Source organism: Asanoa siamensis (assembly GCF_016862555.1).
In the GTDB taxonomy this organism is placed as follows: Bacteria; Actinomycetota; Actinomycetes; order Mycobacteriales; family Micromonosporaceae; genus Asanoa; species Asanoa siamensis.
The window spans coordinates 1-24,583 of sequence record NZ_BONE01000069.1; the positions used below are offsets into that span (position 1 = coordinate 1).

The following is a 24,583-nucleotide window of genomic DNA, read 5'->3' on the forward strand; positions in this document are numbered from 1 at the left end:
GCCGACCGGCCGCGGACGTCGGTGACCCGGATGCTGAACGGGCCGTCGCCGATGCCGCTGTCGATCAGCCAGTAGTTGTAGTCCTCGCGGTGCGCGGCGCGGAAGCTGCCGCCCGAACCCTTGGCCTCGACGGAACGCAACGCGTTGCCGGTGTTGTCGACGAGCACGGCGAACCAGTACGCGGACGCACCCTCCTTGACGCGGAACGTCAGGTTGGCGGTGCGCGGGCTGGCCACGGTCGTGTAGGTGACCGGGATGATCCCGTCGACCGGGTCACCGATCTTCGCGAACGCCTCGCGGCTCAGGTCGATGTGGCCGGCCTCGCACGGCGGGCAGCTGTCGACGACCTTCACGCGGACGCTGCCGCTGGGGCCTTTCACGTCGAGGTAACCCCCGCACTGCGCGCCGTCGGCGTACTCGGCGGGTGACAGGGCCACGAACAGCCGGTCGGCGGGTGGGCTCGGGTAGGAGCAGTTGCCGCCGTTGTCGGTGTAGAAGGTGGCCTTGCCGCTGCGGGCCTGGGCCTGGGCCTGCTCTGCCGCGCAGGCGCTGCCGGCACCGCGCAGCGCGAACACCGCCGTCACGGCGGCCGCCAGGGCGACCACCCCGGCCACCACCCACCACCGCCGTTGCCATGCTCCGGTCACGGCGACCGATCCTTCCCTACGCCGGTGCGACCCGCCAGCGCCGTGGTCAGCCTCCCGGCTTAGGCCGCGCGGGTGCGATCGTCGGGCCGGACGGCCGTCAACCGCGGGGCTTAGGCCGGCCGGCGCGATCGACCCCGGTCATGCGGACGTTTCCGGTCCGGATCCCGGCGCGCCTGCTTGCGGCGGGCAGGCGGTGCGGGGTGCGCGGAGACGCGTGACCACGGCGCGCACCGCACTGGACGGGGTGCACCCGGCCGCGCTGTCGAGCATCCGCGTCTCCGCCCGCACGAGCCGTTCGGCGTGCCCCGTGCCGTGACGCGGGGTGTGTGCCGCGACGGCGCAAGCGAAGAGGGGCCCGGCCGCCGGCCGAACCCCCCTCGTGCTTCATCGGTATCAGTGCATCGCGACCGGAACGGCGAGCGCCTCGTCCGGCGTGCCGCCCTCGGCCTTCTCGATCCGCCTGCGCGGCAGCAGCAGCGCCGGCACGAGGCAGAGCGCGAGCAGCACGACCGCGACCAGCCAGGTGTTGCCGAACGCGCCGGCCAGCGAGGACTGGCCCGCGGTGAGCACCTCGCGCGGCACGTCGCCGGCCTGCACGCGGCCCTGGGTCACCGCGCTGTAGGCGGTGGCCTCGGGGCTGTCGAGCACCTGGTTGGTGAGGATCACCGACATCACCGCGGTGCCGATCGAGCCGGCCGTCTGCTGGATGATGTTCATCATCGTCGAGCCGCGGGCGACCTGCTGGTGGGTCAGGGACGCGAGTGCCGCCGACATGATCGGCATCATCGTCATGCCCATGCCGAGACCGCTGACGAACAGGGCGCCGAGCAGCAGCGGGTAGTTCGACTCCGGCGTCACCATCGTGAACGGCGCCATGCCGAGCGCGATCAGCACGAGGCCGGGCAGCACCAGCTTGCCGGGGCCGATCTTGTCGGTGAGTCGGCCCGCGATGGGCATGGTGACCATGGCGCCCAGGCCCTGCGGCGCGAGCAGCAGGCCGGCGGTGAGCGTCGACTCGCCCCGTACCTGCAGGAAGTAGCTCGGGAACAGCAGCATCGCGCCCATGAACGCGACCGTGAACAGCGTCAGCGTGACCGTCGAGACGGTCAGGTTGCGGTTCTTGAACAGGCCCAGGTCGATCAGCGCGTGCTGCTTACGCAGCGCGTGCAGCACGAACGCGACGAGCAGCACCAGGCCGACGATCGCCGGGATCAGCACCCGGGTCGCGGCGACCGTGCCCTTCTCGGGGATCGAGGAGACGCCGAAGAGGAACAGCGCCAGGCCCGGCGAGAGCAGCAGCATGCCGAGGAAGTCGAACGACTCGGAGGGCTGCGGCTGGTCCTTGGGCAGGATCCGGGCGGAGAGGACGAAGGCGACGATGCCGATCGGCACGTTGATCAGGAAGATCCAGTGCCAGCTCTGCGCGTCGACCAGCCAGCCGCCGAGGATCGGGCCACCGATCGGGCCGAGCAGCATCGGCACGCCGAGCACGGCCATCACGCGGCCGACCCGGTCAGGCCCGGCGGCCCGCGTCATGATCGTCATGCCGAGCGGCATCAGCATGCCGCCACCGAGACCCTGCAGCGCGCGGAATACGATCAGCGGGCCGATGTCCCAGGCGACGGCGCACAGAGCCGAGCCGCCGACGAAGAGCACCAGCGATAGCAGGTAGAGCCGCTTGGTGCCGAACCGGTCGGCCGCCCACCCGGTGATCGGGATGACGGTCGCCAGGGCCAGCGTGTACGCGGTCATCGTCCAGGCGACGTCGGCGTAGCTGGCGTTGAACTCGCGCTGGAACGTAGGCAGCGCCACGCTCACCACGGTGATGTCGAGAATCGACATGATGGCGCCGAGCACCACCACGCCGGCGACCTTCAGCACACCGCTGTCGAGCTTGTCTGACCCAGCCGCGGGAGCGGCCTGCGTCGTCATGCGCGATCATCCCCCCTCGATCGACGCCCCCGGATCGAGGCGACGATGATGGTCCCAGACAGGCGTACGAATGCTGAAACGAATTTCACGTTGGGTGACGGTGCTCACGTTTGCGACGCCGGGTGCGTCCACAATTGACGGCATTGCCCTTGTTACTCACTGTCATCGATACGACGTCCGGGTGCGGACACGGCCCGCTGTGGTGCCGGTACCCTGTGTCGATGACCGACCTGATCCACATCCGGATCGACGTCTCCGCCGACGCGGACGACGACCGGCTGGCCCGGATGTCCCGCGACCTGCGCGCCGAACTCCTCGAGGGCGACGTCGAGTCGGTCACCCGCCCGTCGGGCCCGCCGCCGGCCGGGGCGAAGTCGGCGGAGGCGCTGACGGCGGGCGCGCTGCTGCTCGCGGTCGCGCCACCGTTCGTCGAGGGAGCGGTCGCGGTGGTGGCGTCGTGGCTGTCGCGGCAGGCCCGCGACGTGACTGTCGAGATCGACGGCCAGACGTTCTCGGGCCCGGTCACCCGCCAACAGCGCGACGCCCTGGTCCAGGCGTACCTGGCCCGGGTCGCGACGGAGCCGGCCGCCGACTAGCGACTGGTCGCGGCGGCCAGTTCCGGCTCGTGGGTGTCCGCGTCGAGGTGGCGGCGGAGCTTGGCGCCTTCCAGGTCGACGTCGGGCAGCGCGCGGTCCAGCCAGCGCGGTAGCCACCAGGCCGACCGCCCCAGCAGCGACATCACCGCCGGCACCAGCGTCATCCGGACCACGAACGCGTCGATCGCCACGCCGACCGCGAGCGCGAAGCCCATCGACTTGATCACCGGGTCGTCGAGCAGGATGAAGCCCGCGAACACGGCGGTCATGATCAGGGCCGCGGCGGTGACCACGCGGGCGCCGTGGCCCATGCCGTTGATCGTGGCGCGGGTCGGTGGGTCGCCGTGCACGAAGTCCTCGCGCATCCGCGACACCAGGAAGACCTCGTAGTCCATCGCCAGCCCGAACAGGATGCCGATCAGCAGGATCGGCAGGAAGCTGACCAGCGGCCCGGGCGTGTCGAGGCCGACCAGCCCGGCGAGGTGCCCCTGCTGGAACACCAGCGTCGTCAGCCCGAACGTCGCGCCGACGGTGAGCAGGAAGCCCAGCGCCGCCTTGACCGGCACCAGGATCGACCGGAACACCACCGCCAGGAGAAGGACCGAGAGACCGACGACCAGCAACAGGTACGTGGGCAGCGCGCGCGACAACTTCTCCGACACGTCGATACCGACCGCGGTCTGCCCGGTCAACGCGACGTCGGCCCCGGCCACGCCGTGCACCTTGTCGCGGACGTCGTGCACCAGCGTCTCGGTGGCGGGGTCCGTCGGCCCGGTCCGTGGCAGCACCCCGAGCAGAGCGGTCCGCCCGTCCTGGCTGAGGTTGGGCGGCGTCACGGCGAGCAGGTTCTCGGTGCCCGCCAGCCGATCCCTGACCTGCTCCACCGCGGCGCTGGTGGCGGCCTTGTCGTCGGTGCTGACGACCAGGGCCAGACGCCCGGTGAAGCCGGGCCCGAACCCTTCGGTGATCAGGTCATTGGCCGCCCGAACCGGACTCCCGACGGGCGCGGCACTCGCGTCGGGCAGGGCAAGCCGCATATCCAACGCGGGCGCGGCCAGGGCTCCGAGCCCGAGGACCCCGACCACCAGCAACAGCACCCGCCGCCGAACCACACCGCGAGCCCACCGAAACCCGAACGGCTCCCGCGCCGCCCCATCGCCCGCCCGGCGCAACATCCCCCGCCGGCCTGGCGCGGCGACGTGCCGGCCTCCGCCCATCAGCCCATGCCGACCCGACCCTGCCGCGTCCCGGCCCTCGCCCGACAGCCCCTGCCGACCCAGCCCAGCCGTCTCCCGGTCCTCGCCCAATAGCGCCGACCCCGGTCCGCCCGACCCCACCGCCTGCGGGGCGTCCTGCGGCAGCGGCCGCGCACCGAGCCTGGCCGCGAGGCGGGCCTTGCGGGGTAGCACCCGCCTGCCCGCGAAGCCGAGCAGCGCCGGCAGCAGCGTGACCGCGACCAGGACCGAGACCGCGACCGTGCCCGCGGCCGCCAGGCCCATCACCGTCAGGAACGGGATGCCTACCAGCGACAGGCCCGCCAGGGCGATGACCACCGTGCCGCCGGCGAAGAGGACCGCCGAGCCCGCGGTGCCCAGCGCGCGGCCCGCCGCGTCGTCGGGTGCGACGCCGTCCCGGACGTGCTGGCGGTACGCGACGTGATGAACAGCGAGTAGTCGATACCGACCGCCAGACCCAGCATCAGCGCCAGGATCGGGGCGGTGCTGGTCAACCCGACCACGCCGCTGAGGGCGAACAGGCCCGCCATGCCGGCGCCGACGCCGATCAGTGCGGTCGCCATCGTCATCCCGGCGGCGACCAGCGAGCCGAGCGTGACCACCAAGACGGCCAGCGCGACCAGCACGCCGATGCCCTCCGTGCCGCCCATCTCCGGCTCGTTGTGCATCACCTCGCCGCCGTGCTCGACCCGCAGGCCGGCCTGTTCGGCGGCGGTGCCCGAGTGCGCGTACGCCTCCCGTTGCGCGTCCGTGATCGCGTCGTCCCGGGCCGCGAACTGCACCTGGACCAGCGCGTGACGGCCATCCGGGGAGACTGCCCCACTTGCGTACGGGTCGACCGCGCCCACGGCGCCCGGCAGTGCGCCCGCCTCCCGGACGACCGCCGAGACCGCCGTGCGGGCGGCCGGTTCGGCCAGCGTGCGACCCGGCGGCGCGGCGATCACGATCGTCCCCGTCGACCCGCTCGCCTCGGGGAACTCCCGGGCCAGGGCGTCGATCGCCCGCTGCGACTCCGTACCCGGCATGGTGAAGTCGCTGGACGTCGGCTTCATGAAAGCCGCCGCCGCCCCACCGAGGGCGACCAGCGCGACCAGCCAGAGCGCGACCACGAGCCGGCGGCGCCGGAACGCGCCGCGGCCCAGGCGGTAGAGGACAGTTGCCATGTCTCCTCGATCAACGGGGTGGCATGCAACATGCCCGACGAAGCTGATTATCGGCTCCCAGCTTGTGTGGGTTGTGAGGAACGTCCTAATCGACCGGTGCCCGTACGTGATCATCTGAATACCGAAAGATCGCTCGGAAAACCGATAAATCATGCCAAACTGGCGCGGTGCGACCGGTGCCTTGGTGGGCCGTGATCTCGGCGATCCTGGCCCCGTTCTTCCTGCTCGGTGGCTTGCTCCTGGCCACCGCACGGCAGTCCGCCAGCTACAACTCGACCCGCGACACGATCAGCGCCCTGGGCGGCCTCGGCGCCACCGACCGATGGATCATGGTCATCGGCTTCACCTGCATGGGCATCAGCTTCATCGTGTTCGGCATCGGCCTGCGCCCGGCCCACATGGCCGGCCGCGTCGTGATCGTCTTCGGCGGCTTCGTCTCGTTGCTGTCCGCGTTCTTCCCGCAGCCGGTGGTCGGCCAGTCCCAGGCCCACGGCCTGGTCGCCGGCGCGGGCTTCGTCGCGCTCGCGATCTGGCCGGCGTTCGCCTTCCGTACGGAACGCGCCGCACCGTGGTCCTTACGCCCGACCGCGTCCCTGTTGGTGACCGCGCTGATGGTCGTGTTGATGTTCTGGTTCGCCACGGAGCTGTTCAACCGGGGAGACCAGATCGGCATCACCGAACGCTTCCTGGCCGCGGTGGAAGCACTCTGGCCCGCGGTCGTGGCCGTCAACGCCCGCCAACTCAACCCGGCCTTCGCGGCCCAGGCCCAGGCGATCGCCGACAAACCACACTGACCCCGCCGACGAGCCCACCTGATCGCCGAAGCACCTTCCGCGCCCGGCGGTTCCCCGTCGAAGCCGCACCGACCCACGCTCTAGCCGGCAAGCCGCACCGATTGGCGCCGGCAGCCGCGCCCAGGCCGGTAGCGTCAGGCGGCATGACGTTTCGCGACCTGCACGACGGCGCGCTCCCCCTCCTGCTCCCCAACGCCTGGGATGTCGCCTCGGCCATCGCGTTCGTCGAGGCCGGCTTTCCCGCCATCGGCACCACCAGCTTCGGCGTGGCGGCCGCCGCCGGCGTACCCGACGGTCACGGCAACACCCGGGACGCCACCCGCCTCCTCGCCCACGCCCTCGCGCCCCTGCCGGTCTTCGTCTCCGTCGACGTCGAGGACGGCTACTCGGCCGAGCCCGACGAGGTCGCCGACTACGTCGCGACGCTGGGCGTCGCCGGCATCAACCTGGAGGACAGCACCGACGGCCGCCTCGTCGAGCCGTCGGCCCACGCCGCCAAGATCGCTGCGGTCAAGACCCGCAACCCCGACGTGTACGTCAATGCCCGCGCCGACACCTACTGGCTCGGTCAGGACGCCACCCTCTCGGCGACGCTGGAGCGTGCGGCGGCCTACGTCGAGGCCGGCGCGGACGGCGTCTTCGTACCCGGCGTGACCAAGCCGCCCGAGCTGCGCGAGCTGGCCGTCAACCTGCCGGTCCCCGTCAACGTGCTGGTAATACCCGGGCTGTCCCTGCCGCACCTGGCCGATCTCGGTATCCGCCGCGTCAGCACGGGCTCGCTCCCCTACCGCGCCGCCCTGGACGCGGCCCTCGCGGTCGCCATCGCGGTCCGCGACGGGCAGGAGCCCCCGGCGGCCACGCCCTACGCGGTCCACCAGGAGCGCCTGCGGCGCCTGAAATCGGATAATTAGGACGGTCCGCACGGTACGTTCAGCGCCATGGGCATGTCGCGTCTGCTGCGGCGGAGGACGGCCGCGGACCTCGTCACGGCGTCAGCCGGTCTGGGACGAGCGCGATGACGGTCCGGGTGCTGGTCGGGTTCGACGACTCCCCCGCGGCCGGCGCGGCGATCCAGGCCGCCGCGCGGCTGTTCCCGCGGGCCCACGCGACGGTCGCCCACCTCTGGTCGCCACCGTTCGCCAGCGCGACCCTGCGGCAGCGCCTGTGGAGCAACACCCGCCGCGTCGACGATCTCGTCGAGGCGGTCGAGCGCGAGGGCGAACGCGAAGCCGCCTGGATCGCCGACCGCGGCGTCACCCTCGCCCGGGCCGCCGGATGGGACGCCGAGCCGCGCGTGGTGCGCGGCTACGGCGGCGAGGGACTCGTGCTCAGCGAGCTCGCGGAGCGGCTCGAGCCCGACGTGGTCGTGGTCGGCTCGCGCGGGCTCGGCGGCACCCGGGCGGTGCTCGGCAGCGTGTCCGACCTGGTCGCGCACTACTCGCCACGGCCGGTCCTCGTCGTCGGGCACCCGGCCGCGGCGGACGACGCCCTCGCCACCGGGCCGGTCGTGGTCGGCACCGACGAGTCACCCGGCGCCCAAACGGCCCTCGCCGCCACCGCCCGGCTGTTCCCGGGGAGACGACTGCTGACCGTCACCGTCGACGACGGCGGCTGGCAGCCGGCGACCCCACCGCGCGCCGTCGACTCCTCCGCGCTGCTGCGCGTCGCGCGCGGCCCGGGCCCGCCGGGCCGGGCGATCGCCGGCGCCCTGGTCGAGTGCGCGCGCAACCAGTCGGCCGCGGTCCTCGTGGTCGGCTCCCGCGGCCGCGCGGCGGTACGCGAGATCCTCCTGGGCAGCGTGGCCAAGGCGACGCTGCACCACGCCGACCGCCCGGTCCTGGTCGTACCCGCCGCGGACTGAGCGCGCGACAGGGCGAGCGCGCACGGTCCACAATGACCCGCATGAGTGTCCGGTACGACGACGTGCTCGGCCCCTTGCGCACCGCCTACGACGCGCGCGCGGCCTGGCGGGACGGCCTGGCCAAGGAGCCGTGGAAGCTGGTCGAGCGGCAGGCGTTCCGAGAGCGGCTGGCGCCGGGCGCCCGGCTGCTGGAGATCGGCGCCGGCAGCGGCCAGGACAGCGCCTGGTTCCAGGCGGAAGGCCTGTCCGTCGTCGCCGTCGACCTGTCGGCGGCCATGGTCGCGCACTGCCGGGCCAAGGGCGTCGAGGCCCACGTCATGGACTTCCTGCACCTCGACTTCCCGGCCGGCTCCTTCGACGCGGTCTACGCGCTCAGCTGCCTGCTGCACGTGCCCAACCACGATCTGCCCGCCGTCCTCGCGGCGGTCCGCGCCGTGCTGCGCCCGGGCGGGTTGCTCTTCGTCGGCGTGTACGGCGGCGACGAGAGCGCCGAAGGGCCGATCGACGGCGACGAGCACGTGCCGCCGCGGTTCTTCTCCTGGCGCACCGACGAGCAGTTGCTCGGCTTCGCCACCGACGCCGGGTTCGAGGTCGTCGACTTCCACCCGGTGGCGCTCGACGACGGCCACCGGTTCCAGTCGCTGACGCTGCGCGCGCCGGGTCGCTAGAAGCGGTCGGGGCGGCAACCCGCCAGCGCCGGGTCGGCGACGCCGTCGACCACCTCGCGCGCGACCAGGCGACCCATGGCCGGCGCGAGCGTGACCGCCGAGTGCATCACCGCCAGGTAGAGGCCGGGCACGTCCGCGACCGGGCCGACGATGGGCTCGCCGTCGGCCGGCATGGGGCGCGCGCCGAGTCGGCTGCCGAGCAACTCGACACCCGCGGCGCCGCGGAAGGTGGCGCGCACGGCGGCGAGGGCCCGCTCCGGCGAGTCCGCGGCGGCGATCAGCCGGTCCGGGGCGACCTGGCGCAGGTCGAAGTCGTCGGTGTTGACCACGGTCCGGACCAGACCCGCCGGCGCCCGGAACCGGGCGAGCGGGCACGGTGACGGCTCGACCGCGACGCGTACGCCGACCGACGCGCCCAACGCGGCCGTGGCCACACCGGCCGCGAGCACCACGGTCGTACCCGGGAGGGGTCCTGCCGGCGTCTCGACCCCCGCGACCCGGCCCGCCGCGTCCCGACGGACCGCGCTGACCACGGTGTCCAGGTGGATCCGGGCGCCGTGGTCGCGCGCGCCCGCCACCAGCCGCGCGGTGACGCCGACCGGGTCGACGGCGCCGTCGCCGGCCGCCCAGACGGCCCACTCCGGTGGCTGCCGGACGTGGGGTTCGAGCGCCAGCACCCGGCCCGCGTCCACGATCTCCTGCCCGGGCCCGGCCGCCGGCGCGTCGCCCGCCGCACGCCAGGCCAGGGAGCCGGACCAGGTCACGGGCAGTCCCGGCAACTCGGCCTCGACGCGGCGGTACTCGTCCATCGCACTGACCCGGATCCCGGCCGCCGGACCGGTACGCACGCCGGAGGCGCCGATCCAGGCGAACGAGTCCGCGGTCACGCCGGCGCCCGGCTGCCCGGCGTCGACCAGCGTCACGGCGGCGCCGGCCCGCGCGACGTGGTAGGCCACCGACGCGCCGACGATGCCTGCCCCGACGACGATCACCGTCACGCCGCCGAGCCTACGGCCCGCCGGGTCGACGCGCCGACCGTCAGTCGGTGGCCAGCCGGGCGTGCAGGTGCATGTCGTGCCACCCGTCGGCGTGCAGGGCCTCGGACCGCTTGGTGCCTTCGAGCAGGAACCCCGCCCGCCGCGCGACCGCGCACGACGCCGGGTTCAGGGTCGAGTGCATGACCTCGATCCGGTGCAGCCCCAGCTTGCCGAAGGCCCACCCGGTCAGCGCGTCCAGCGCCCGCCCCGCGACACCGCCGCCGCGGGCGCCGGGCAGCACCCAGTAGGACACCTCGCCCAGCCCGTCGGCGAGATCGATCCTGCGCAGGCTGATCTGCCCGACCACCGCGCCGTCGCGGGCGATCGCGAACCCGGCGCCGCTCTCCCCGCTCCACCGCCCGGACCACGACGCGATCCACGCGTCGGCCTCGAGCGGGGTCATCGAACGGCAGTGCCAGCGCTGCACGTCGGGGTCGGCGTAGCCGGCGAGCACCACCGCGCGGTCATCCGGACGCCAGGGCCGCAACCGGACACCGTCGCCGTCGATCTCGGGCTGTCGGCTGGCGGCCATCGCACCGGGCGGCACGGCGGGACTGGCGAGAGAAGGCACCCGGTGACCTTATCCGCAGGTCGGAGGACCCGCGGCGGCGCGATCGAAGTGGGGGGTATGAAGCCGGGCGACCGTGGGTATGGGCGCGATATACGGCACGACGAGCGGGTGTGTACGGAGGCGATGGCCGTGCTCAGTCAGGGCGACCGGCAGCGCTTGGCCGAGATCGAACGCTACCTGGCGGCCGAGGATCCGCGGTTCGCGAGACGGATGCGCGGGAAGAGCCGGCAGTGGACCCGGCTCGTGGTTCCGATCGTGATCATCGTCGCGCTGGTCGCGCTCACGCCGCTGTTCCTGATCACCTGGGACCGGCCCGGGGTGGCCGCGCTCGGGGTGTGCGCCGCGCTCGCCACGTTGACCTGGATGGTCGGCCGCACCGCCGGACCGCGCTGGCGACGACGGTCCTGACCGTGCCGTCGACCCCGCGCGAGAAGCTGGCGCCGTACCGGCGCAAACGTGACTTCGCCCGGACGCCCGAGCCGTCCGGCGCCGCGAAACGCGGGGGCCGGAACGAGCGGCGGTTCGTCGTGCAGCGCCACCGCGCCCGCAACCTGCACTACGACGTGCGGCTCGAGGTCGACGGGGTGCTGGTGAGCTGGGCGGTGCCCAAGGGACCGACGCTCACACCCGGCGTGCGCCGCGGTGCGTACCACGTCGAGGACCACCCCATGGAGTACATCGACTTCGAGGGGGTCATCCCGGCCGGCGAGTACGGCGGTGGCGACGTGATCGTCTGGGACACCGGCACCTGGGAGCCGGCGGAGGGCGAGGATCCGGCCCGCGCGATCGAAGCCGGTGAGCTGCACGCCGACCTGCACGGCGAGAAGCTCAACGGCCGCTTCGTGTTCGTGCGTACGCGCGCCGACGACTGGATTCTGCTCCACAAGAAGGACGCGTACGCGAAGCCGAACTGGGATCCGGAGAAGCATCCCCGCTCCGTGCTGTCGGGGCGTACCAACGACGAGGTCAAGGCCGACCCCGACCGGTTGTGGCGGTCGGACCTGCCGGCCGACCGCGCCAGCCTGGCCCTCAAGCCCGACGCGCTCGAAGCCGACCCGGCCGAGGTGAAGGCGCTGGACAAGCTGAAGACCCAGGGCACCTGGCACGTCTTCGGCCGCGACCTGAAGGTGACCAACCTCGACAAGGTGCTCTTTCCCGGGAAAGGGCGCGGGCGGCCGGTCACGAAGCGCGACCTCCTGCGCTACACGGCCGAGATCGCGCCGACGATCCTGCCGTACCTGACCCGGCGGCCGCTCAACCTGCACCGCTATCCCGACGGCGCCGGCACGCGGGGCTTCTGGCAGAAGGAACTGCCCGCCCACGCGCCGGACTGGCTCGCCCGGTGGGACAACCCGGACGCGAATCCCGGCGAGTCGCGGACCTATCTGGTGGTCGACGAGCCCGCCGCGTTGCTGTGGGCCGCCAACTTCGGCGGGCTGGAGTGGCACGCCTGGACGTCCCAGGTGGACAAGCCGGACAAGCCCACGTACGCGCTGATCGACCTGGATCCGGGCACGAAGACGTCGTGGGCAGACCTGGTGGCGCTGGCCCGCCTGCACCGCGACGCGCTCGACCACCTCGGGCTGGTGTCCCGGGCCAAGCTCACCGGCAAGCGCGGCATCCAGATCTGGATCCCGATCGCCCGGGGCCCGTCGTACGCGAGCACCCGCGCCTGGGTCGAGAAGCTGTCCCGCTCGGTCGGCGACGTCGCGCCCGAGCTGGTGAGCTGGAAGTGGGAGAAGTCGGCGCGCGAGGGCCTGGCGAGGCTCGACTACACGCAGAACGCGATCGGGAACACGCTGGTCGCCCCGTACAGCCCGCGCCCCGCCGCCGGTGCCCCGGTGTCGGCGCCGATCCACTGGGACGAGCTGGACGACCCGAAGCTGCGGCCCGACAGGTTCACCGTCAGGACGATCCTCGAGCGGCTGGCCACCGAGGGCGACCCGTTCCACGACGTGCTGCTCAACCGGCAGAAGCTGCCGCGTCTGCGCTGATGTAGTTTTTCGCCGTGCTGATCGCCGTAACCGGCGATTATTGACGAGTTCACGATCCATGGAGATACTTCCATCCGTCAATGTTTACCCCCGACTTTGACGGGAGGCGCTGTGATGCGCCGTGTCCTCACCAGGGTTCTCGCCGCACTGTCGTTGCTGGTCGCGTCGACGACCGTCGGCCTGGTCACCACCGCCGGGGCCGCACAGGCCGACGGCTGCTACACCTGGGGCCGCACGCTGTCCCAGGGCATGTCCGGCGAAGACGTTCGCCAGCTCCAGATCCGGGTCGCCGGCTACCCCGGCACCGGTGCCGTGCTCGGGATCGACGGTGCCTTCGGCCCCGCGACCCGCTCCGCGGTCATCCGGTTCCAGTCGGCGTACGGCCTCGCCGCCGACGGCATCGCCGGCCCCAACACCTTCAACCGGCTGTACGCGCTGCAGGACGACGACTGCACACCGGTCAACTTCTCGTACGCGGAGCTGAACAACTGCAACAGCACGTGGGCCGGCGGCAACGTCTCGGCGGCCACGGCCCGCGCCAACGCGCTGGTCACGATGTGGAAACTGCAGGCGATGCGGCACGCGCTGGGCGACCAGCAGATCCGCGTCACGAGCGGCTTCCGCAGCCAGGCCTGCAACTCGGCGGTCGGCGGCGCGAGCAGCAGCCGGCACCTCTACGGCGACGCGGCCGACCTGGGTGCTGGTCCGCACACGCTGTGCCGCCTCGCGCAGGCGGCCCGCAACCACGGCTTCGCCGGCATCCTCGGCCCGGGCTACCCGGACCACAACGACCACACGCACGTCGACGGCCGCCCGAGCCGCTTCTGGTCGGCCCCGAACTGCGGCGTCGGCGGGCGCGGCATGAAGGACCCGCTGGACGACAACTGACCCCCTTCCGCATCCGGGGGTGTCGCGGCGACGCGGCACCCCCTTTTCGGTGCCCAGAAGAACGGGGCGACCATCTCCGCCTTGCCGCGCGGGGTGGCGGCCGTGCCCGACCGTGCGGCACAGTCGGCGCGTGGCAGCCGACGCGTACCCGGATCCCGCCGACCTCTTCCCCGACGTGGCCGCGGCCGGCGGCCTGGCCGACGTACTGCGGGCCGCCGCCCGCGCGCGCGGCCTCGACCTCGACGTCGTCGGCGACGAGATCGCCCACGCCGAGGTGCCGACCGAGGCCGGTGGCCGCGCTCCCCTGCGGGTGTCCGCGTACACCTGGGAGCGGACCTGGTCCATGAGCGGCAGCGGCCGTGGCGGCGGCACGAAGAGCCGGCTCCTGCTCACGGGAGCGACCGGCGACCTCGGTTCGATCGCGGTCGTCGCGCACGCGTGGCAGCGGGGTCGATCCCTGGCCGAGATCGCCTCGCTGGCGCCGTTCGTCGCGCTCACCGGCCATCTGGAGGTGCCGGACGGGAGCGTGGCGCAGGCGATCGCGTCGCAGTGGGCGTACCTGCGCGCGGGCGCGGAACGGTCCGACTGGCCCGAGTACCGGGAGCTGATCGAGACCGCGTTCGCCCGACCGGAGCTGCGCGCCCTCTACGCGTTCACCAGTCACTGGACCCTGCGGCTGCAGGCCGACGACACGCTGGAGCAGTTCGACCTGGTCTGCCTCGACGCGCCGCACGACGGTGGGCCGTTCACGGTGCGCACCCGGTGGAGCGGCGCGCTCGTCGGCGAGACCGCCACCGCCGCGGAGGCGGTCGCGGTCGCCGTCGCCCACCTGCCCGCCGCGCAACTGGTCAGGTTTCGAGAAGCCGCCGCCGGCGACGGTTCATAGGCTGAGAATCAAGCCCATCACGAACGGTTTGCGGAGGATTCACAGCCATGCCCACGAAGAAGACCACCGGCGCCAAGCAGAACAACTTCACCGCCGAGGAGCGCGCGGCGATGAAGGAGCGGGCGAAGGAGGCCAAGTCCGCCGGCGGCGAGGCCGAGCTGCTCGCCAAGGTCGCCGAGATGGACGACGCGGACCGCGTCCTCGCCGAGCGGATCCACGAGATCGTCACGAAGAACGCGCCGGAGCTGACGCCGCGGACCTACTACGGCATGCCGGCGTACGCCAAGGACGGCAAGGTGCTCGTCTTCTTCCAGTCGGCGGGCAAGTTCAAGTCGCGGTACGCGACGCTGGGCTTCAACGACGGCGCGAACCTGGACGAGGGCAACATGTGGGCGACGTCGTACGGGCTCACGAAGCTGACGGCCGCCGACGAGAAGCGGATCGCCGCCCTCGTCAAGCAGGCCGTCAGCTAGGTGGTCAGTGCCAGTCGCTGATGCGCAGGTCGTCGGGGGCCGGCCGGCCACGGCCGGTCTCGACGAGCTCCTTGAGGCTCAGCAGGAACGCGGCCCACTTCGTGCCGTTTCGGTGGTCCATCAGTCGGCGATGCCCTCCGGCGTCGCCACGGCCTGGTAGACGTCGTCCAACGGTGCCACGACACCGATGCGGTGCAGGATGTCGACCATCGCTCTTCTCCTTTCCGATTCACGTCAGTCGGTCGCGCAGCGCGGCCAGCGGCCCGTCCCAGTCGCGGGCCAGTGCCGCGAGGAACTGCTGTGCGATCGTCATGGGTGCGGAGTCCAGCCGGTAGCGGACCCGGCGCCGCTCCCCCGGCTCGGCGACCACCAGGCCCGCCTCGGCCAGCAGGGCGAGGTGCTTGGCGATCGCCTGGCGGGTGATCGGCAGCCGGGCGGCCAGGTCGGTCGCGGTGGCGGGGCCGCCGGCCGCGAGCGCGGCCAGGATGCCGCGCCGGCTCGGGTCCGCGAGGGCGGCGAAGACCTCCTGGGCCACCGCCTCCGCGTCAGGCCTGTCCATCGAGGTACGCGACCAGCTCGCCGAGCTTGCTGGTCCAGCCCTCCGTGTTGCCGCGGTAGGCCGACTTGTGCTCGCCGTCGTCGGGCACCTGCGCGAAGCCGGTCTCGACCACGGTCAGGGTGGTGCCGGTGGCCGTCGGCTCCAGCGTGAACTCGACGTAGGTGCGGCGCGGGTCGCCGGCCGGCAGGCCATAGATGGGCCAGGTGTAGGCGAAGATGCGCGGCGGCTCGATCCGCTCGATCGTCAGCGTGGCGGTGCCGCCGCTGTCCCAGGAAAGCGTGGCCTGGCCGCCGACCCGCAGGTCGACCTCGGCGCGCTGCCCGAACCAGGTGCCCAGGCCCTCGGCGGTGGTCAGCGCGGCCCAGACGCGCTCCGGTCGGTGGGCGAGCTCCAAGGTGCGCTCGATCCGGTCGGGAAATGCCATCACGATCTCCTTATAGCAACCATTCGGTTGCCACCAACGCTATAGCAACCTTTTGGTTGCGTCAACCCGTCAACCCGTCAGCTCGTCGCTACGGGCAGCGTGGTGTAGCCGCGCAGCACGAGCCGGTCCCGGCGCTCGGGCTCGCCGGCCAGGCGCAGGTCGGGCCGCATGGCGAGCAGCAGCGGGAAGGCGACCTGCGCCTCCAAGCGGGCCAGCGGTGCGCCGAGGCAGTAGTGGGCGCCGCCACCGAACGAGACCGGCTGGATGCCGGGCCGATCGGGGTCGAACCGGTGCGGGTCCGGATAGCGGGCCGGGTCGCGGTTGGCGGCTCCCAGCAGCAGGGTCAGCTCACTCCCCGGCTTGATCCGCACGCCGTCGACGTCCAGCGGCGCGGCCGCGAACCGGGCGGCGAGCTGCACGGGTGAGTCGTAGCGAAGGATCTCCTCGACGAACGCGGGCGCGAGCTCCGGGCCGGCGCGCAGCCGGGCGGCCTGCTCGGGCCGCTCCAGCAGGATCCGCAGGCCGGTGCCGAGCAGGTTGGTGGTGGTCTCGAACCCGGCGACGAGCAGCAGCACGAGGTTGGCGAGCAGTTCGGCGCCGGTCAGGTCGCCGTTCTCGGCGAGCGCGCTGGTCAGATCCTCGCGGGGCGCCCGTCGACGCGCGGCGACGAGCCCGGTGAAGTAGTCCTCGAGCTCCCGCCCGGCCACGTCGGCGAGCCGCATCTCCTCCTCGGTGCTGATCGGCTCGAGCACGACGGTCAGGTCGGCGGCGCGCTGCCGGAACCACGGCCGGTCCGCGTCGGGGATGCCGAGCAGAGCGCAGATCACCCCGATGGGCAAGGGGTACGCGAACGCGCTCATGAAGTCGGCCCGCGCCGGCATACTCTCGATCAGCTCGGTGGCCTGCGCGGCGATGACGTCCCGCATACCGGCGACCCGCCGCGCGGTGAAGGTGGCGGCCGCGGCCCGGCGTACCCGCGTGTGGTCCGGCGGGTTGGTCTGCAACATGGACAGCACGATGGACGCGACACCACGGTTCTCCCGCCAGCCGGGCCAGAACCCGTCGTAGTCGGCGGCGTCCGCGGCCCGCAGCCCGGGCTCGCGCAGCAGGCGGCTGACCAGCTCGTGGGAGGTGACGAACCATCGCCCGTCCAGGGCCTGGAAGAAGGGAGCGTGGGCCCGGATCACGTCGTACGCCGGATAGGGATCATCCCGCCCCTCAGGCGTGAACAACGACCCGAGCGCCGTCTGATAATCCATCGTCATGTCCTCCCCGTCTGGCTTCGCTCTCCGCATCATGCCCGCGCGGGATGATCGCCGCCGTCCGTCGCGACGCGCGCCGGCCCGGGCCACCGGGTACGGAGCCCGAGCCGGCACGCGCGGGAAGCTAACGGGGGTCGCGCCACATCGGGTAGAGCGACGGGCCACCCTCCGGCAGGTCGATCGTCGTGTCCAGGCGCTGGAAGCCGAGCCGCTCGTAGAGGGCGGCGTTGCGCAGCGTGCTGGCCTCGAGGTACGCGGGCGTGCCGGTCGCGTCGAGCTCGGCGAGCCGGTGCTTGAGCAGCACGGAGCCCACGCCGGTGCCCTGGTGGTCGGGGTGCACGGCGATGAACGGCAGGTACGCGTGGCTGCGATCGTGCGGGTGCCCGGCGGTCATCAGGTCGTCCAGCACGCCGACGCGCTTGAGCGTCTCCGGGTCCAGCCCGGCCTCGAACGCGGCGCCCATCCCACCGTCGTCCGGCTGCGCCGCGTCGACGTCCACGTCGAGCCAGAGCGTGAGTCCCTTGTGACCGTCGACGGTGTGCGCCTGGCCGCCGGCCAGCGCCAGGTCCACGAAGGCGCCGAAGAAGACCAGGTGCTCGGCGTACCGCCGGGCCTCGTCCCGGAAGATCCAGTCAGCGATCGGGTCGGCCATGAACGCCTCCGCGATCACCGACTTGAGCGCCGGCACGTCGGCGTCGGTGGCAGTGCGTACACGAGGGGTCGTCGACACAAAGTCTCCTGTGGGTCCTGGATGGAACGTCGCCGGGCCCGGTCCGGGCCCGGCTGTCGAGTCTGGACCATCACGCCACGGCTTGGCGACCGGCCCCCGGTGTGCGGCGGCTCACTTCTACGGCTTACCGCTGACGAGGAGGCACCATGGCACCGCAGTAGTTTCGGTCACTGCCCGCAGCCGACTGCGCCTTGCGCTGCGCATCGGGGTGTGTGGAGAACCACCAGTGGTACGGCCGGTGCACGTGCGCGACACCGGCCGTACCTGCCCCGGAGAGGACGAAAATCAGGCTAGAGGCCTACCATTTCACTTCACTTTCACACTCAGGCTGTGATGCCGCCCCAGGGTTGGTCGTGCTCCGGCTTCCCATGTCGCCACCGCGGCGTCGAAGTCGACTTGCAGCAGCAGGACCCAGCGCCGGGCTTCGAGTTGCCACAACGGGCTCTCGGGAGCGAGCCGCTCGCCAAGGACAGCACCCACCACCTGCGATACGACGTCGCCCTGACAGGTCATTGGGTATCCGCCGATCTGATGACGGACGCAAAGTCCAGCGAGCGCGATGGCGGCGTCGCCCACCGCGCCGAACGCGTCCGGAAAGTCCGCGAAGACGGCCCACCACACCGGCTGCTCCCACGTCGCCGCTGAGGCCGCCTGCCGGGCCCGCAACGGAACCTCGTCGTACGGCCGTAACGGCGCAAGCGCCGATAACCGCTCGGTCGGGGTGCTCGCCGGCACGTAGATGATCCGGGCACCGGCCTGAGTCGATGGATGGTCGAGGTCGATGAAGAGGTCGCCATCGACCTGACCGTCGTAACAGAAGAACAGCAGTTGACCGTCCTCGGGCAGAGTCAGGCCGACATCCGCAGCCCGGACCGTCGAGCACTCGATGGCCGCAAGGAAACTGAGTGGTCCGACGCCGTCCCATTCTGGCCACGGCATCCCCCGCGGCACGAGCGGGTCGCCACCGAGCCTGCCCACCACGAACCCATCGGCGTCGTCACCTGCGCGCAGATGAAGGGCGGGGAGCAACAACCCGTCCCAGACAGTGGCCACCTCGGCCGGCAACACGGCCCGGGCCTGTGCGAGATGCTGGTCATCGACTGACAAATGCGAAGGTCCTAACCGGTCTGCGGCATGGCCACCCAACCAGCCGGCTCGGTTGCCGCCTCGTCCATCGTCGCCGCCCCAGCCGGAACCACGGCGACAACGTCAGGCCTAGCGTCGGCACTGACAAACGCCTTTCACCTCGCGGCGCGGAAGAACCCTCGGCCGGCCTCCTCGCGACGCCGACCGAGTGACGGAGCTGGGAGCAGGGGAAGGTCGAAAGCCTGGCGGCTCAGGCGGCCGCCATTCTTGTGATGGCCGCCTCCAGAATCTCCGCGCTCGTGCCGAAGTTGAGGCGGACGTAGCCGCTGCCTTCCGTGCCGAAGCGCGGGCCCGGCTCCAAGGCCACGCGAGCCCGCTCGTAGAACAGCTCGTGGGGCTCCGTCCCCGCGCCAAGCGCTGTGCAGTCGAGCCACGCCAGGAACGTCGCCTCTGGTGCGCGCCAGGCGACGGTCGGAAGGCGCTCGACCAACAGGCGACCGAGCAGCGCGCGCCGGTCGTCGAGCGTGGCGAGGAGCAGATCCAACCACGACACACCCTCGGTGTACGCGGCGACGCTGGCCAGCACCCCGAAGTGCCCGATCCGCCACGGGCTGTCCGGCGGCAGGCGGTCGACGACGGCGGCCATCTCCGGCGACGCGGTGACGATCGTGCCGCACTTGAGGCCGGCCAGGTTCCAGGCCTTGCTGGTGGAGACGAGGCTGACCGCCACGGCCGCCGCGCCCGGGACGGTGAGGATCGGGGTGAAGGTGGCGCCGGGCAGCACCAGCGGCGCGTGGATCTCGTCGCTCAACACCGGGACGGCGTGAGCCGTGGCCAGGCGCACGACCTCGGCCAACTCGTCGGGGGTGTGCACGCGGCCGACGGGGTTGTGCGGGTTGCACAGCAGGAACGCGGCGGGCCGGGTGGCGAACGCGCGCTCGAGGCCGGGCAGGTCGAGCCGCCCGTCGACCAGCGGCACCTCGTGCAGCCGCGCGCCGGCCTCGGGCACCCAGTCGAAGAACGGCGGGTAGACCGGCGGGCAGATCACCACGGGGTCGCCGGGTCGGGCGAGGGCGCGCAGGATCTCGACGACACCCACGCCGACGTCGGTCACGGCGGTCACGCCGGCGGGGTCGATCTCCCAGCCCCACCGCCGGCCGGCGAACTCCTTCAGCGCTTCGGCGAGCACCGGCACCGGCGCGGGATAGCCGGCGTCGGACCGCTCGACCGCGTCATGCAGCGCGGCCTGGATCGGCGGCGCGAGGTCGAAGTCCATCTCGGCGACGGGCAGCGGCAGCATGTCGTCGGCGTGGTAGCGCCACTTCGCGCTGCGCCGCTTCCGCAGCGTCTCGATCGGGGCGACAGGCAGGAGATCCATGGTGGCCAGGGTGCCAGGATCGGCCGTACGCCGCAGGGGTGGACCGGGCTTTGTAGGGTTCGTGATCATGGTGTTCCTGTTGCTGCTGCTCGCCTCCCTGGTCGGTGCGGTCGTGGCGGTGGTGCTCACGGTGCGTGGGGTCCGCGGGCTCGACCGGCGCCTGCGCGGGATCGCGCTGCTGGCCGCGGCGGGGGCGGTCGCGGTCTACACGTGGGGGCTGCTGCACGTGACCTACGCGGTCCTGCGGGCCGAGGACGGGGGCACGGGCTCGTCGCCGGTCGAGCCCTGCCGCAAGGCCGGATCGCAGCGGGCCGACCACGTCATCGGGTACGGCGTCAGCTATGTCCCACTCGACGTCACGTGCCACCTGAGCGACGGCGGTTCCTATCGGGCGTCATCGGTGCCGGGCTGGGTGAACCCGGCGGCGGGAGTGCTCGCCCTGACCTCGGCCGCGACGGGCATCGCCGCGAGCACCCGAACGCGCGCCCACACAGGATGAACGCACCGTGGGTCAGGGTGTCGCAGGTGGGGTCAGGTCGCGTGAGGCGCGGGCTATCACCGCGATCGCGGTGCGGCGTGGGAGCAGGCGGGACATCAGCGCCGAGGAGACCCGCATTCCCAGACCGGGGACCACGCGCGGGCCGCGGCCCAGGCCGCGTAACGCTGCTTTCGCCACCTGGTCCGGGGTCTGGGTGCCCGGTGCTCGGCGGGTCTTCGCGCCCGCGAGGTTCGGGGTGGAGACCGCGCCGGCCAGGCAGGTGAGGACGTCGACGCCCGTGCCGCGGAGTTCCGCCCAGAGGCCCTCGGCGAGGATGGTGCCGAATGCCTTCGTCGCGGCGTACACGCTGATCGGTGGGGAGCCCTGCAGCCCCGCCAGCGATGACATGACGACGAAGCCGCCGCGGCCGCGGCTCACCATCGGTGGCAGGAACTGGTGGGCCAGCGCCAACGGCATCCAGCAGTTGAGGTCGACGGCGCGGCGGGTGCCGGTCGGGTCCATGTCGACGAAGCGGCCGATCGGGGAATATGCCGCGTTCGCCACCACCAGGCCGATCTCGAGCGCGGCGGTCGCGTCCGTCAGCGCCCGCAAGCCGTCCTCGGTCGAGAGGTCGGCGGCGACCGTCACGGTCGAGGTCGGCAGCGTCGCGGCGAGTGCCTTCAGCGGCTCCGGCCGGCGGGCGGCGAGGACCACGTTCAGGCCGCTCGCGGCGAGGTGGTGCGCGAAGGCCGCGCCGAGGCCCTCCGACGCGCCGGCGACCAGCGCCCACGGGCCGTAGCGGGCCGCGAAGCCGCGCCTCACGCCGGCACCGCCGGCTCGGTCGGCCCCGCCGGCTCGGTCGGCCCCGCCGGCTCGGTCGGCCCCGCCGGCTGCGTTGGCTTCCTCGGCTCCGCAAGCCTCGTGAACGGGCGCTCGCGCCGCATCCGCCACATCATCAGGAACGGGGTGATCAGCCACGCGGCGTTCGCGGCCAGCACGATCGCGAAGTTGGGCGCCGGCGTGACGCCGTACCTCTCGTCCATCAGAATGATCAGCACGTTGGCGAGCATCGTGCCCGACCAGACCAGCGCCGGCACCTTGATCCAGTCGCGCCCGCGGACGAAGGCGTACAGGGCGAAGAAGTAGAACGGGCCGAAGAAGATCAGATCGATCCAGATCGTCATCTGCCAGAACGGCGGCCGGGCGAGCAGCAGCGGGTCGAAGTTCTCGCCCCACCAGTGCACGAGGTCGATCGCCGGCGCCGGCGGCCAGATCGGATAGTCGAAGTTGGCCGGGTCGGCGACCACGATCTGCTCCAGGTCGACGATGTACGTGATGACGGTCGCGTTGACCGCGAAGAACGCGATGAAGAAGATGTCGTACGGGCGCTGGCGCAGCGGCACGCTCATGCGACCGATCCTGGCCGCGCGGGCCGGATGCGACAAGATCTATGCGTCCAGATCCTTGGCGAGATCCGCGGGCGCCCGCATGCGCCACGCGTCGGTGACGAGCTCGGCCAGCCGGGCGGGAGTCGCCCGGGCGAGACGGAGCATGACCAGCGGCAGCCCATCGTACTCCGGCGTCGTGAAGAACAGGTCCGGCTCCCCCAGCAGAAGCGCCTGCTTCTCGGCCTCGTCGCCGACGAACAGCACTGCGACGTCGGTACGGATGACGCGCCGCCGGCCCGGCTCGCGCTCGGGATAGGACCAGACGAAGCCCTTGTCGCCGACCCGGAAGTCGAAGCCCTCGCTGTCGATCTCGACGACGTGCGGCAAGGCCAGCGCCAGCGCACGCACATCGTCGGCGTCAGCCACGGCGGGGCCTTCGTTGTCGCATGTGGACACTGTACGGGTCGCCCTGTCGTCGGGCGCGTCGCCCTACCGGTAGCCTGCCGTCCGTGTCGACGGATCTCGAGATCACCCTGAACGCCCGCCTCCGCCCGACGGATCGCGGGGAGCGCTACGAGGACGCCCTCGCCGCGGCGCTGGACGAGCGACGCATCCGCCACGACTTCACCGGCGGTGGCACGCTGCTCTCGCCGGACCGGGAGCCGACGTACTGCGACATCACCCTGACGATCCGCGGCGACGTGGAGGCGGCGGTCGCCCTGGCCGTCGCGACGCTGGAGAAGGCAGGCGCCCCCAAGGGATCACGCATCCAGGTGGAGGAGTCGGACACCCGCGAGTTCGGCACGACGGAAGGGGTCGCGGTCTACCTCAACGGCACGGACCTACCGGACGAGGTGTACGAGAACAACGACGTCAACGAGCTCATCGCCCGCCTGCTCGGCCGGCTGGGCACCGACGGCCACATGCAGTCCTGGTGGCAAGGGCCGCGGGAAACGGCGCTCTACCTGTACGGCCCGTCCGCCCCCCGCATCGAGGCACTGTCCCGCGAGCTCCTGGCCGACTTCCCCCTGGCGCAGCGCTGCCGGATCGTGCCGCTCTCGACGACACTCCCGCCCCGCGGCTGACGCGCCCGGCTAGACCCCCGAAAGGGACCAACCACCGATTTGACCTGGGCTCCTCCACGCGGGCAAGGTGAGCGGGGCAGTTCAGCAGAAGCAAAAGGGGAACCCGTGGGCGCATTCAAGCCGTGGCATCTTGCCGTGTTGTCCATCTGCTGCCTCGGCTCGACAGCCATCATCGCCGGCGTGGCCCTCCTGGTCGTCCGCCGCCGAAAGTAATGTAGTCGGGGAGCCGCGGTCTGCGATGGCGGCCTAGTCGGGGAGGTCTTCGATGCCCAGGGCGTCGGCGAGGGCGACGATCCCGTCGCCGAACGGGCCCGGGCTTTCCTCGATCGCGGCCGCCAGGCGGGCGCGGTTCGCGGTGAGGCCCGCTCGGCCCGCCCAGGCCAGCAGGCCGGGTAGGGCCTTCGCGTTGAGTGGCTCGAAGATGTCGTCGTCGACGAGCGTCAGCAGGACCTCCTCGTTGAGGTAGAACTCGACCGCCCCGCCGGTGGGGTCGGCTGCCGTCGCGAAGGCGCAGTCGCTGTCCAGGACCGACAACGCGATGGCCGGTGCCGAGGTCTCCAGGGCGAGGTCCTTGGCCAGGCCGTCGAGTGACGTGTCGTCGACGGGGCCGAGGAAACCGATCCGCCAGCCGCCCGCGCGGACGTTCTCGGTTACGGAGACGAACAGGTCCTCGATGCAGGCCAGCTCGTCGAGGCCCGTGTCGCCGGTACGCGCTATCACCACATAACCCGAGTAACCCACGATCATCCCTTCAGTTCGGTGCGGCGCCGGTCGGCGAGGGCGAGGACGTCGGCGGCCAGTTCCTCGCCGCCGTTCCAGGTCGCGGTCTCCGCCCCCGCGGCGGCCACGTCACCGCGTTGCGCGTGCGCGTAGGCGCGGATGGCCCGGTCGTGCCAGCGTCCCTGGGGAAAGCGGCCGGCCTCGCGCCGCGGGTCCGCGAGCCGTGCGGCGTGGGCCCGGGCGAACTCCTCCCGGTGGTGCTCGACTGCCTCGATCATCGCGTCGGCGTCGCCCAGCCAGGTCTTCATGCGGGGGAGGTTCGTCGCCAGCCAGGTACGCACGACGGTGGCGGCCCGGTCGGCGTCGGCATCCGTGGACAGCTCGAACGTGTGGTCCGGCAGCTCCGCGGTGTCGTCGGTCGCCACGAGACGGTAGTGCCAGACGCTGTGGTGCGGCATCGCGTGCCGGTGCGGGTCCTTCCGGCCCAGGTAGTAGCGCAGGTGCGGCCCGAGCAGCACCCCGACGTTGACGAAGAACGCCACCTCCGCCCGCAACGCGACGGTGCGCTGGATGTCGAACGCGATCCCGTCGCCCCCGGCATCGAAGTAGCGAAAGACCGGCCCACGGCGCGTGAAGCCGGCAGCCCGCGCATCGGCCTCGACGAGCCCGACAAACCGCCGCAGCAAAGCGTTCACGAGACCGCCCCACATCCAGCCGGAGACAGCATG

At 72.2% G+C, this 24,583-nt stretch carries 27 protein-coding genes and 2 pseudogenes; 12 read left to right on the forward strand and 17 right to left on the reverse strand.

Going from position 1 to position 24,583, the window contains the following annotated elements; all coding sequences use genetic code 11:
* Together Asi02nite_RS31275 and Asi02nite_RS31280 are read right to left on the reverse strand one after the other, a co-directional pair.
* The coding region (locus Asi02nite_RS31275; protein ID WP_203717601.1) for an expansin EXLX1 family cellulose-binding protein at positions 1-647 on the reverse strand (647 nt) is incomplete at its 3' end.
* A gap of 393 nt (positions 648-1,040) precedes the next feature.
* Positions 1,041-2,579, reverse strand: a complete 1,539-nt coding sequence (locus tag Asi02nite_RS31280; RefSeq protein WP_203717602.1) for a DHA2 family efflux MFS transporter permease subunit — start codon at positions 2,577-2,579, stop codon at positions 1,041-1,043.
* A gap of 221 nt (positions 2,580-2,800) precedes the next feature.
* Here Asi02nite_RS31280 and Asi02nite_RS31285 point away from each other — a divergent pair, with 221 nt between their 5' ends.
* Entirely contained in the window at positions 2,801-3,175 is a 375-nt protein-coding gene (locus Asi02nite_RS31285) for a hypothetical protein (protein ID WP_203717603.1), read from the forward strand.
* On the opposite strand, the pseudogene Asi02nite_RS41950 reads toward Asi02nite_RS31285, so the two are convergent.
* Together Asi02nite_RS41950 and Asi02nite_RS42600 are read right to left on the reverse strand one after the other, a co-directional pair.
* A pseudogene (locus tag Asi02nite_RS41950) lies at positions 3,172-4,311 on the reverse strand (MMPL family transporter); the annotation flags it as partial. The gene Asi02nite_RS31285 and the pseudogene Asi02nite_RS41950 overlap by 4 nt on opposite strands.
* A gap of 306 nt (positions 4,312-4,617) precedes the next feature.
* A pseudogene (locus Asi02nite_RS42600) lies at positions 4,618-5,726 on the reverse strand (MMPL family transporter); the annotation flags it as partial.
* Positions 5,727-5,740: 14 nt separating this feature from the next.
* On the opposite strand from Asi02nite_RS42600, the gene Asi02nite_RS31300 reads away from it, so the two are divergent.
* From Asi02nite_RS31300 to Asi02nite_RS31315, 4 genes are all read left to right on the forward strand, one after another.
* The gene (locus tag Asi02nite_RS31300) at positions 5,741-6,367 is read left to right on the forward strand and encodes a DUF998 domain-containing protein (protein ID WP_203717605.1); all 627 of its coding nucleotides are present in this window, start codon (positions 5,741-5,743) and stop codon (positions 6,365-6,367) included.
* A gap of 143 nt (positions 6,368-6,510) precedes the next feature.
* Positions 6,511-7,278 carry an isocitrate lyase/PEP mutase family protein gene (locus Asi02nite_RS31305; RefSeq protein ID WP_203717606.1) on the forward strand — a complete coding sequence of 256 codons (768 nt, stop codon included), beginning with the start codon at positions 6,511-6,513 and terminating at the stop codon, positions 7,276-7,278.
* Positions 7,279-7,382: 104 nt separating this feature from the next.
* Positions 7,383-8,228, forward strand: coding sequence for a universal stress protein (locus tag Asi02nite_RS31310; RefSeq protein WP_203717607.1), 846 nt, complete (start codon positions 7,383-7,385; stop codon positions 8,226-8,228).
* Between the two features lie 32 nt (positions 8,229-8,260).
* Positions 8,261-8,896, forward strand: coding sequence for a class I SAM-dependent methyltransferase (locus Asi02nite_RS31315; protein WP_203717608.1), 636 nt, complete (start codon positions 8,261-8,263; stop codon positions 8,894-8,896).
* Here Asi02nite_RS31315 and Asi02nite_RS31320 read toward each other — a convergent pair.
* A complete protein-coding gene (locus Asi02nite_RS31320; RefSeq protein ID WP_203717609.1) occupies positions 8,893-9,894 on the reverse strand; it encodes an NAD(P)/FAD-dependent oxidoreductase in 1,002 nt (333 codons plus the stop codon). The two genes, Asi02nite_RS31315 and Asi02nite_RS31320, sit on opposite strands and share 4 nt — an antisense overlap.
* 40 nt (positions 9,895-9,934) lie before the next feature.
* On the reverse strand, positions 9,935-10,504 hold the full coding sequence (locus tag Asi02nite_RS31325; protein WP_239127288.1) for a GNAT family N-acetyltransferase: 570 nt from the start codon (positions 10,502-10,504) through the stop codon (positions 9,935-9,937).
* Positions 10,505-10,627: 123 nt separating this feature from the next.
* Between Asi02nite_RS31325 and Asi02nite_RS31330 the strand changes: the two genes are divergently transcribed.
* From Asi02nite_RS31330 to Asi02nite_RS31350, 5 genes are all read left to right on the forward strand, one after another.
* A complete protein-coding gene (locus tag Asi02nite_RS31330) occupies positions 10,628-10,912 on the forward strand; it encodes a DUF3040 domain-containing protein (protein WP_203717610.1) in 285 nt (94 codons plus the stop codon).
* Between the two features lie 2 nt (positions 10,913-10,914).
* Positions 10,915-12,498, forward strand: coding sequence for a non-homologous end-joining DNA ligase (ligD, locus tag Asi02nite_RS31335; protein WP_203717611.1), 1,584 nt, complete (start codon positions 10,915-10,917; stop codon positions 12,496-12,498).
* Between the two features lie 114 nt (positions 12,499-12,612).
* Entirely contained in the window at positions 12,613-13,386 is a 774-nt protein-coding gene (locus tag Asi02nite_RS31340; RefSeq protein WP_203717612.1) for a D-Ala-D-Ala carboxypeptidase family metallohydrolase, read from the forward strand.
* A 130-nt stretch (positions 13,387-13,516) separates the two neighbouring features.
* Positions 13,517-14,272 (forward strand): DUF6193 family natural product biosynthesis protein, encoded by a 756-nt coding sequence (locus tag Asi02nite_RS31345; RefSeq protein ID WP_203717613.1) that lies wholly within the window; start codon positions 13,517-13,519, stop codon positions 14,270-14,272.
* A 47-nt stretch (positions 14,273-14,319) separates the two neighbouring features.
* Positions 14,320-14,745 carry an iron chaperone gene (locus Asi02nite_RS31350; protein ID WP_203717614.1) on the forward strand — a complete coding sequence of 142 codons (426 nt, stop codon included), beginning with the start codon at positions 14,320-14,322 and terminating at the stop codon, positions 14,743-14,745.
* A 229-nt stretch (positions 14,746-14,974) separates the two neighbouring features.
* On the opposite strand, the gene Asi02nite_RS31360 is transcribed toward Asi02nite_RS31350, so the two are convergent.
* The 6 genes from Asi02nite_RS31360 to Asi02nite_RS31385 form a co-directional block, all read right to left on the reverse strand.
* Positions 14,975-15,304: an ArsR/SmtB family transcription factor gene (locus tag Asi02nite_RS31360; RefSeq protein WP_203717615.1), complete on the reverse strand. Its 330-nt coding sequence runs from the start codon at positions 15,302-15,304 to the stop codon at positions 14,975-14,977.
* Entirely contained in the window at positions 15,291-15,728 is a 438-nt protein-coding gene (locus Asi02nite_RS31365) for an SRPBCC family protein (protein ID WP_203717616.1), read from the reverse strand. The genes Asi02nite_RS31360 and Asi02nite_RS31365 overlap by 14 nt, the downstream gene beginning before the upstream one ends.
* 77 nt (positions 15,729-15,805) lie before the next feature.
* Positions 15,806-16,987, reverse strand: coding sequence for a cytochrome P450 (locus tag Asi02nite_RS31370; protein ID WP_239127290.1), 1,182 nt, complete (start codon positions 16,985-16,987; stop codon positions 15,806-15,808).
* A gap of 127 nt (positions 16,988-17,114) precedes the next feature.
* Positions 17,115-17,720: a GNAT family N-acetyltransferase gene (locus tag Asi02nite_RS31375; protein ID WP_239127292.1), complete on the reverse strand. Its 606-nt coding sequence runs from the start codon at positions 17,718-17,720 to the stop codon at positions 17,115-17,117.
* 306 nt (positions 17,721-18,026) lie between these two features.
* A complete protein-coding gene (locus tag Asi02nite_RS31380; RefSeq protein ID WP_203717617.1) occupies positions 18,027-18,827 on the reverse strand; it encodes a DUF1963 domain-containing protein in 801 nt (266 codons plus the stop codon).
* Between the two features lie 229 nt (positions 18,828-19,056).
* Positions 19,057-20,184: a MalY/PatB family protein gene (locus Asi02nite_RS31385; RefSeq protein WP_203717618.1), complete on the reverse strand. Its 1,128-nt coding sequence runs from the start codon at positions 20,182-20,184 to the stop codon at positions 19,057-19,059.
* A gap of 67 nt (positions 20,185-20,251) precedes the next feature.
* Between Asi02nite_RS31385 and Asi02nite_RS31390 the strand changes: the two genes are divergently transcribed.
* Positions 20,252-20,683 carry a hypothetical protein gene (locus Asi02nite_RS31390; RefSeq protein WP_203717619.1) on the forward strand — a complete coding sequence of 144 codons (432 nt, stop codon included), beginning with the start codon at positions 20,252-20,254 and terminating at the stop codon, positions 20,681-20,683.
* A gap of 12 nt (positions 20,684-20,695) precedes the next feature.
* Here Asi02nite_RS31390 and Asi02nite_RS31395 read toward each other — a convergent pair whose 3' ends face one another.
* The 3 genes from Asi02nite_RS31395 to Asi02nite_RS31405 are packed head-to-tail and all read right to left on the reverse strand — an operon-like array spanning position 20,696 to position 22,476.
* Positions 20,696-21,484 (reverse strand): SDR family NAD(P)-dependent oxidoreductase, encoded by a 789-nt coding sequence (locus tag Asi02nite_RS31395; protein ID WP_203717620.1) that lies wholly within the window; start codon positions 21,482-21,484, stop codon positions 20,696-20,698.
* The gene (locus tag Asi02nite_RS31400; RefSeq protein ID WP_203717621.1) at positions 21,481-22,071 is read right to left on the reverse strand and encodes an EXPERA domain-containing protein; all 591 of its coding nucleotides are present in this window, start codon (positions 22,069-22,071) and stop codon (positions 21,481-21,483) included. Before Asi02nite_RS31400 ends, Asi02nite_RS31395 begins: the two co-directional genes overlap by 4 nt.
* A gap of 39 nt (positions 22,072-22,110) precedes the next feature.
* Positions 22,111-22,476 carry an MmcQ/YjbR family DNA-binding protein gene (locus Asi02nite_RS31405; RefSeq protein ID WP_203717622.1) on the reverse strand — a complete coding sequence of 122 codons (366 nt, stop codon included), beginning with the start codon at positions 22,474-22,476 and terminating at the stop codon, positions 22,111-22,113.
* Between the two features lie 83 nt (positions 22,477-22,559).
* Between Asi02nite_RS31405 and Asi02nite_RS31410 the strand changes: the two genes are divergently transcribed.
* Complete coding sequence (locus Asi02nite_RS31410; protein ID WP_203717623.1) at positions 22,560-23,135, forward strand: hypothetical protein; 576 nt, start codon at positions 22,560-22,562, stop codon at positions 23,133-23,135.
* A gap of 246 nt (positions 23,136-23,381) precedes the next feature.
* On the opposite strand, the gene Asi02nite_RS31415 is transcribed toward Asi02nite_RS31410, so the two are convergent.
* Both Asi02nite_RS31415 and Asi02nite_RS31420 read right to left on the reverse strand, forming a co-directional pair.
* A complete protein-coding gene (locus Asi02nite_RS31415; RefSeq protein ID WP_203717624.1) occupies positions 23,382-23,876 on the reverse strand; it encodes a hypothetical protein in 495 nt (164 codons plus the stop codon).
* Positions 23,877-23,878: 2 nt separating this feature from the next.
* Positions 23,879-24,550 (reverse strand): hypothetical protein, encoded by a 672-nt coding sequence (locus Asi02nite_RS31420; protein ID WP_203717625.1) that lies wholly within the window; start codon positions 24,548-24,550, stop codon positions 23,879-23,881.
* Between the last annotated feature and the right edge of the window lie 33 nt (positions 24,551-24,583).

Coding starts and splice junctions, on each gene's coding strand:
- Asi02nite_RS31385 (WP_203717618.1), bottom strand. CDS start 20,184: ATGGATCTCCTGCCTGTCGCCCCGATCGAGACGCTGCGGAAGCGGCGC.
- Asi02nite_RS31400 (WP_203717621.1), bottom strand. CDS start 22,071: ATGAGCGTGCCGCTGCGCCAGCGCCCGTACGACATCTTCTTCATCGCG.
- Asi02nite_RS31305 (WP_203717606.1), top strand. CDS start 6,511: ATGACGTTTCGCGACCTGCACGACGGCGCGCTCCCCCTCCTGCTCCCC.
- Asi02nite_RS31310 (WP_203717607.1), top strand. CDS start 7,383: ATGACGGTCCGGGTGCTGGTCGGGTTCGACGACTCCCCCGCGGCCGGC.
- Asi02nite_RS31280 (WP_203717602.1), bottom strand. CDS start 2,579: ATGACGACGCAGGCCGCTCCCGCGGCTGGGTCAGACAAGCTCGACAGC.
- Asi02nite_RS31360 (WP_203717615.1), bottom strand. CDS start 15,304: ATGGACAGGCCTGACGCGGAGGCGGTGGCCCAGGAGGTCTTCGCCGCC.
- Asi02nite_RS31315 (WP_203717608.1), top strand. CDS start 8,261: ATGACCCGCATGAGTGTCCGGTACGACGACGTGCTCGGCCCCTTGCGC.
- Asi02nite_RS31365 (WP_203717616.1), bottom strand. CDS start 15,728: ATGGCATTTCCCGACCGGATCGAGCGCACCTTGGAGCTCGCCCACCGA.
- Asi02nite_RS31390 (WP_203717619.1), top strand. CDS start 20,252: ATGGTGTTCCTGTTGCTGCTGCTCGCCTCCCTGGTCGGTGCGGTCGTG.
- Asi02nite_RS31370 (WP_239127290.1), bottom strand. CDS start 16,987: ATGGATTATCAGACGGCGCTCGGGTCGTTGTTCACGCCTGAGGGGCGG.
- Asi02nite_RS31340 (WP_203717612.1), top strand. CDS start 12,613: ATGCGCCGTGTCCTCACCAGGGTTCTCGCCGCACTGTCGTTGCTGGTC.
- Asi02nite_RS31330 (WP_203717610.1), top strand. CDS start 10,628: ATGGCCGTGCTCAGTCAGGGCGACCGGCAGCGCTTGGCCGAGATCGAA.
- Asi02nite_RS31285 (WP_203717603.1), top strand. CDS start 2,801: ATGACCGACCTGATCCACATCCGGATCGACGTCTCCGCCGACGCGGAC.
- Asi02nite_RS31350 (WP_203717614.1), top strand. CDS start 14,320: ATGCCCACGAAGAAGACCACCGGCGCCAAGCAGAACAACTTCACCGCC.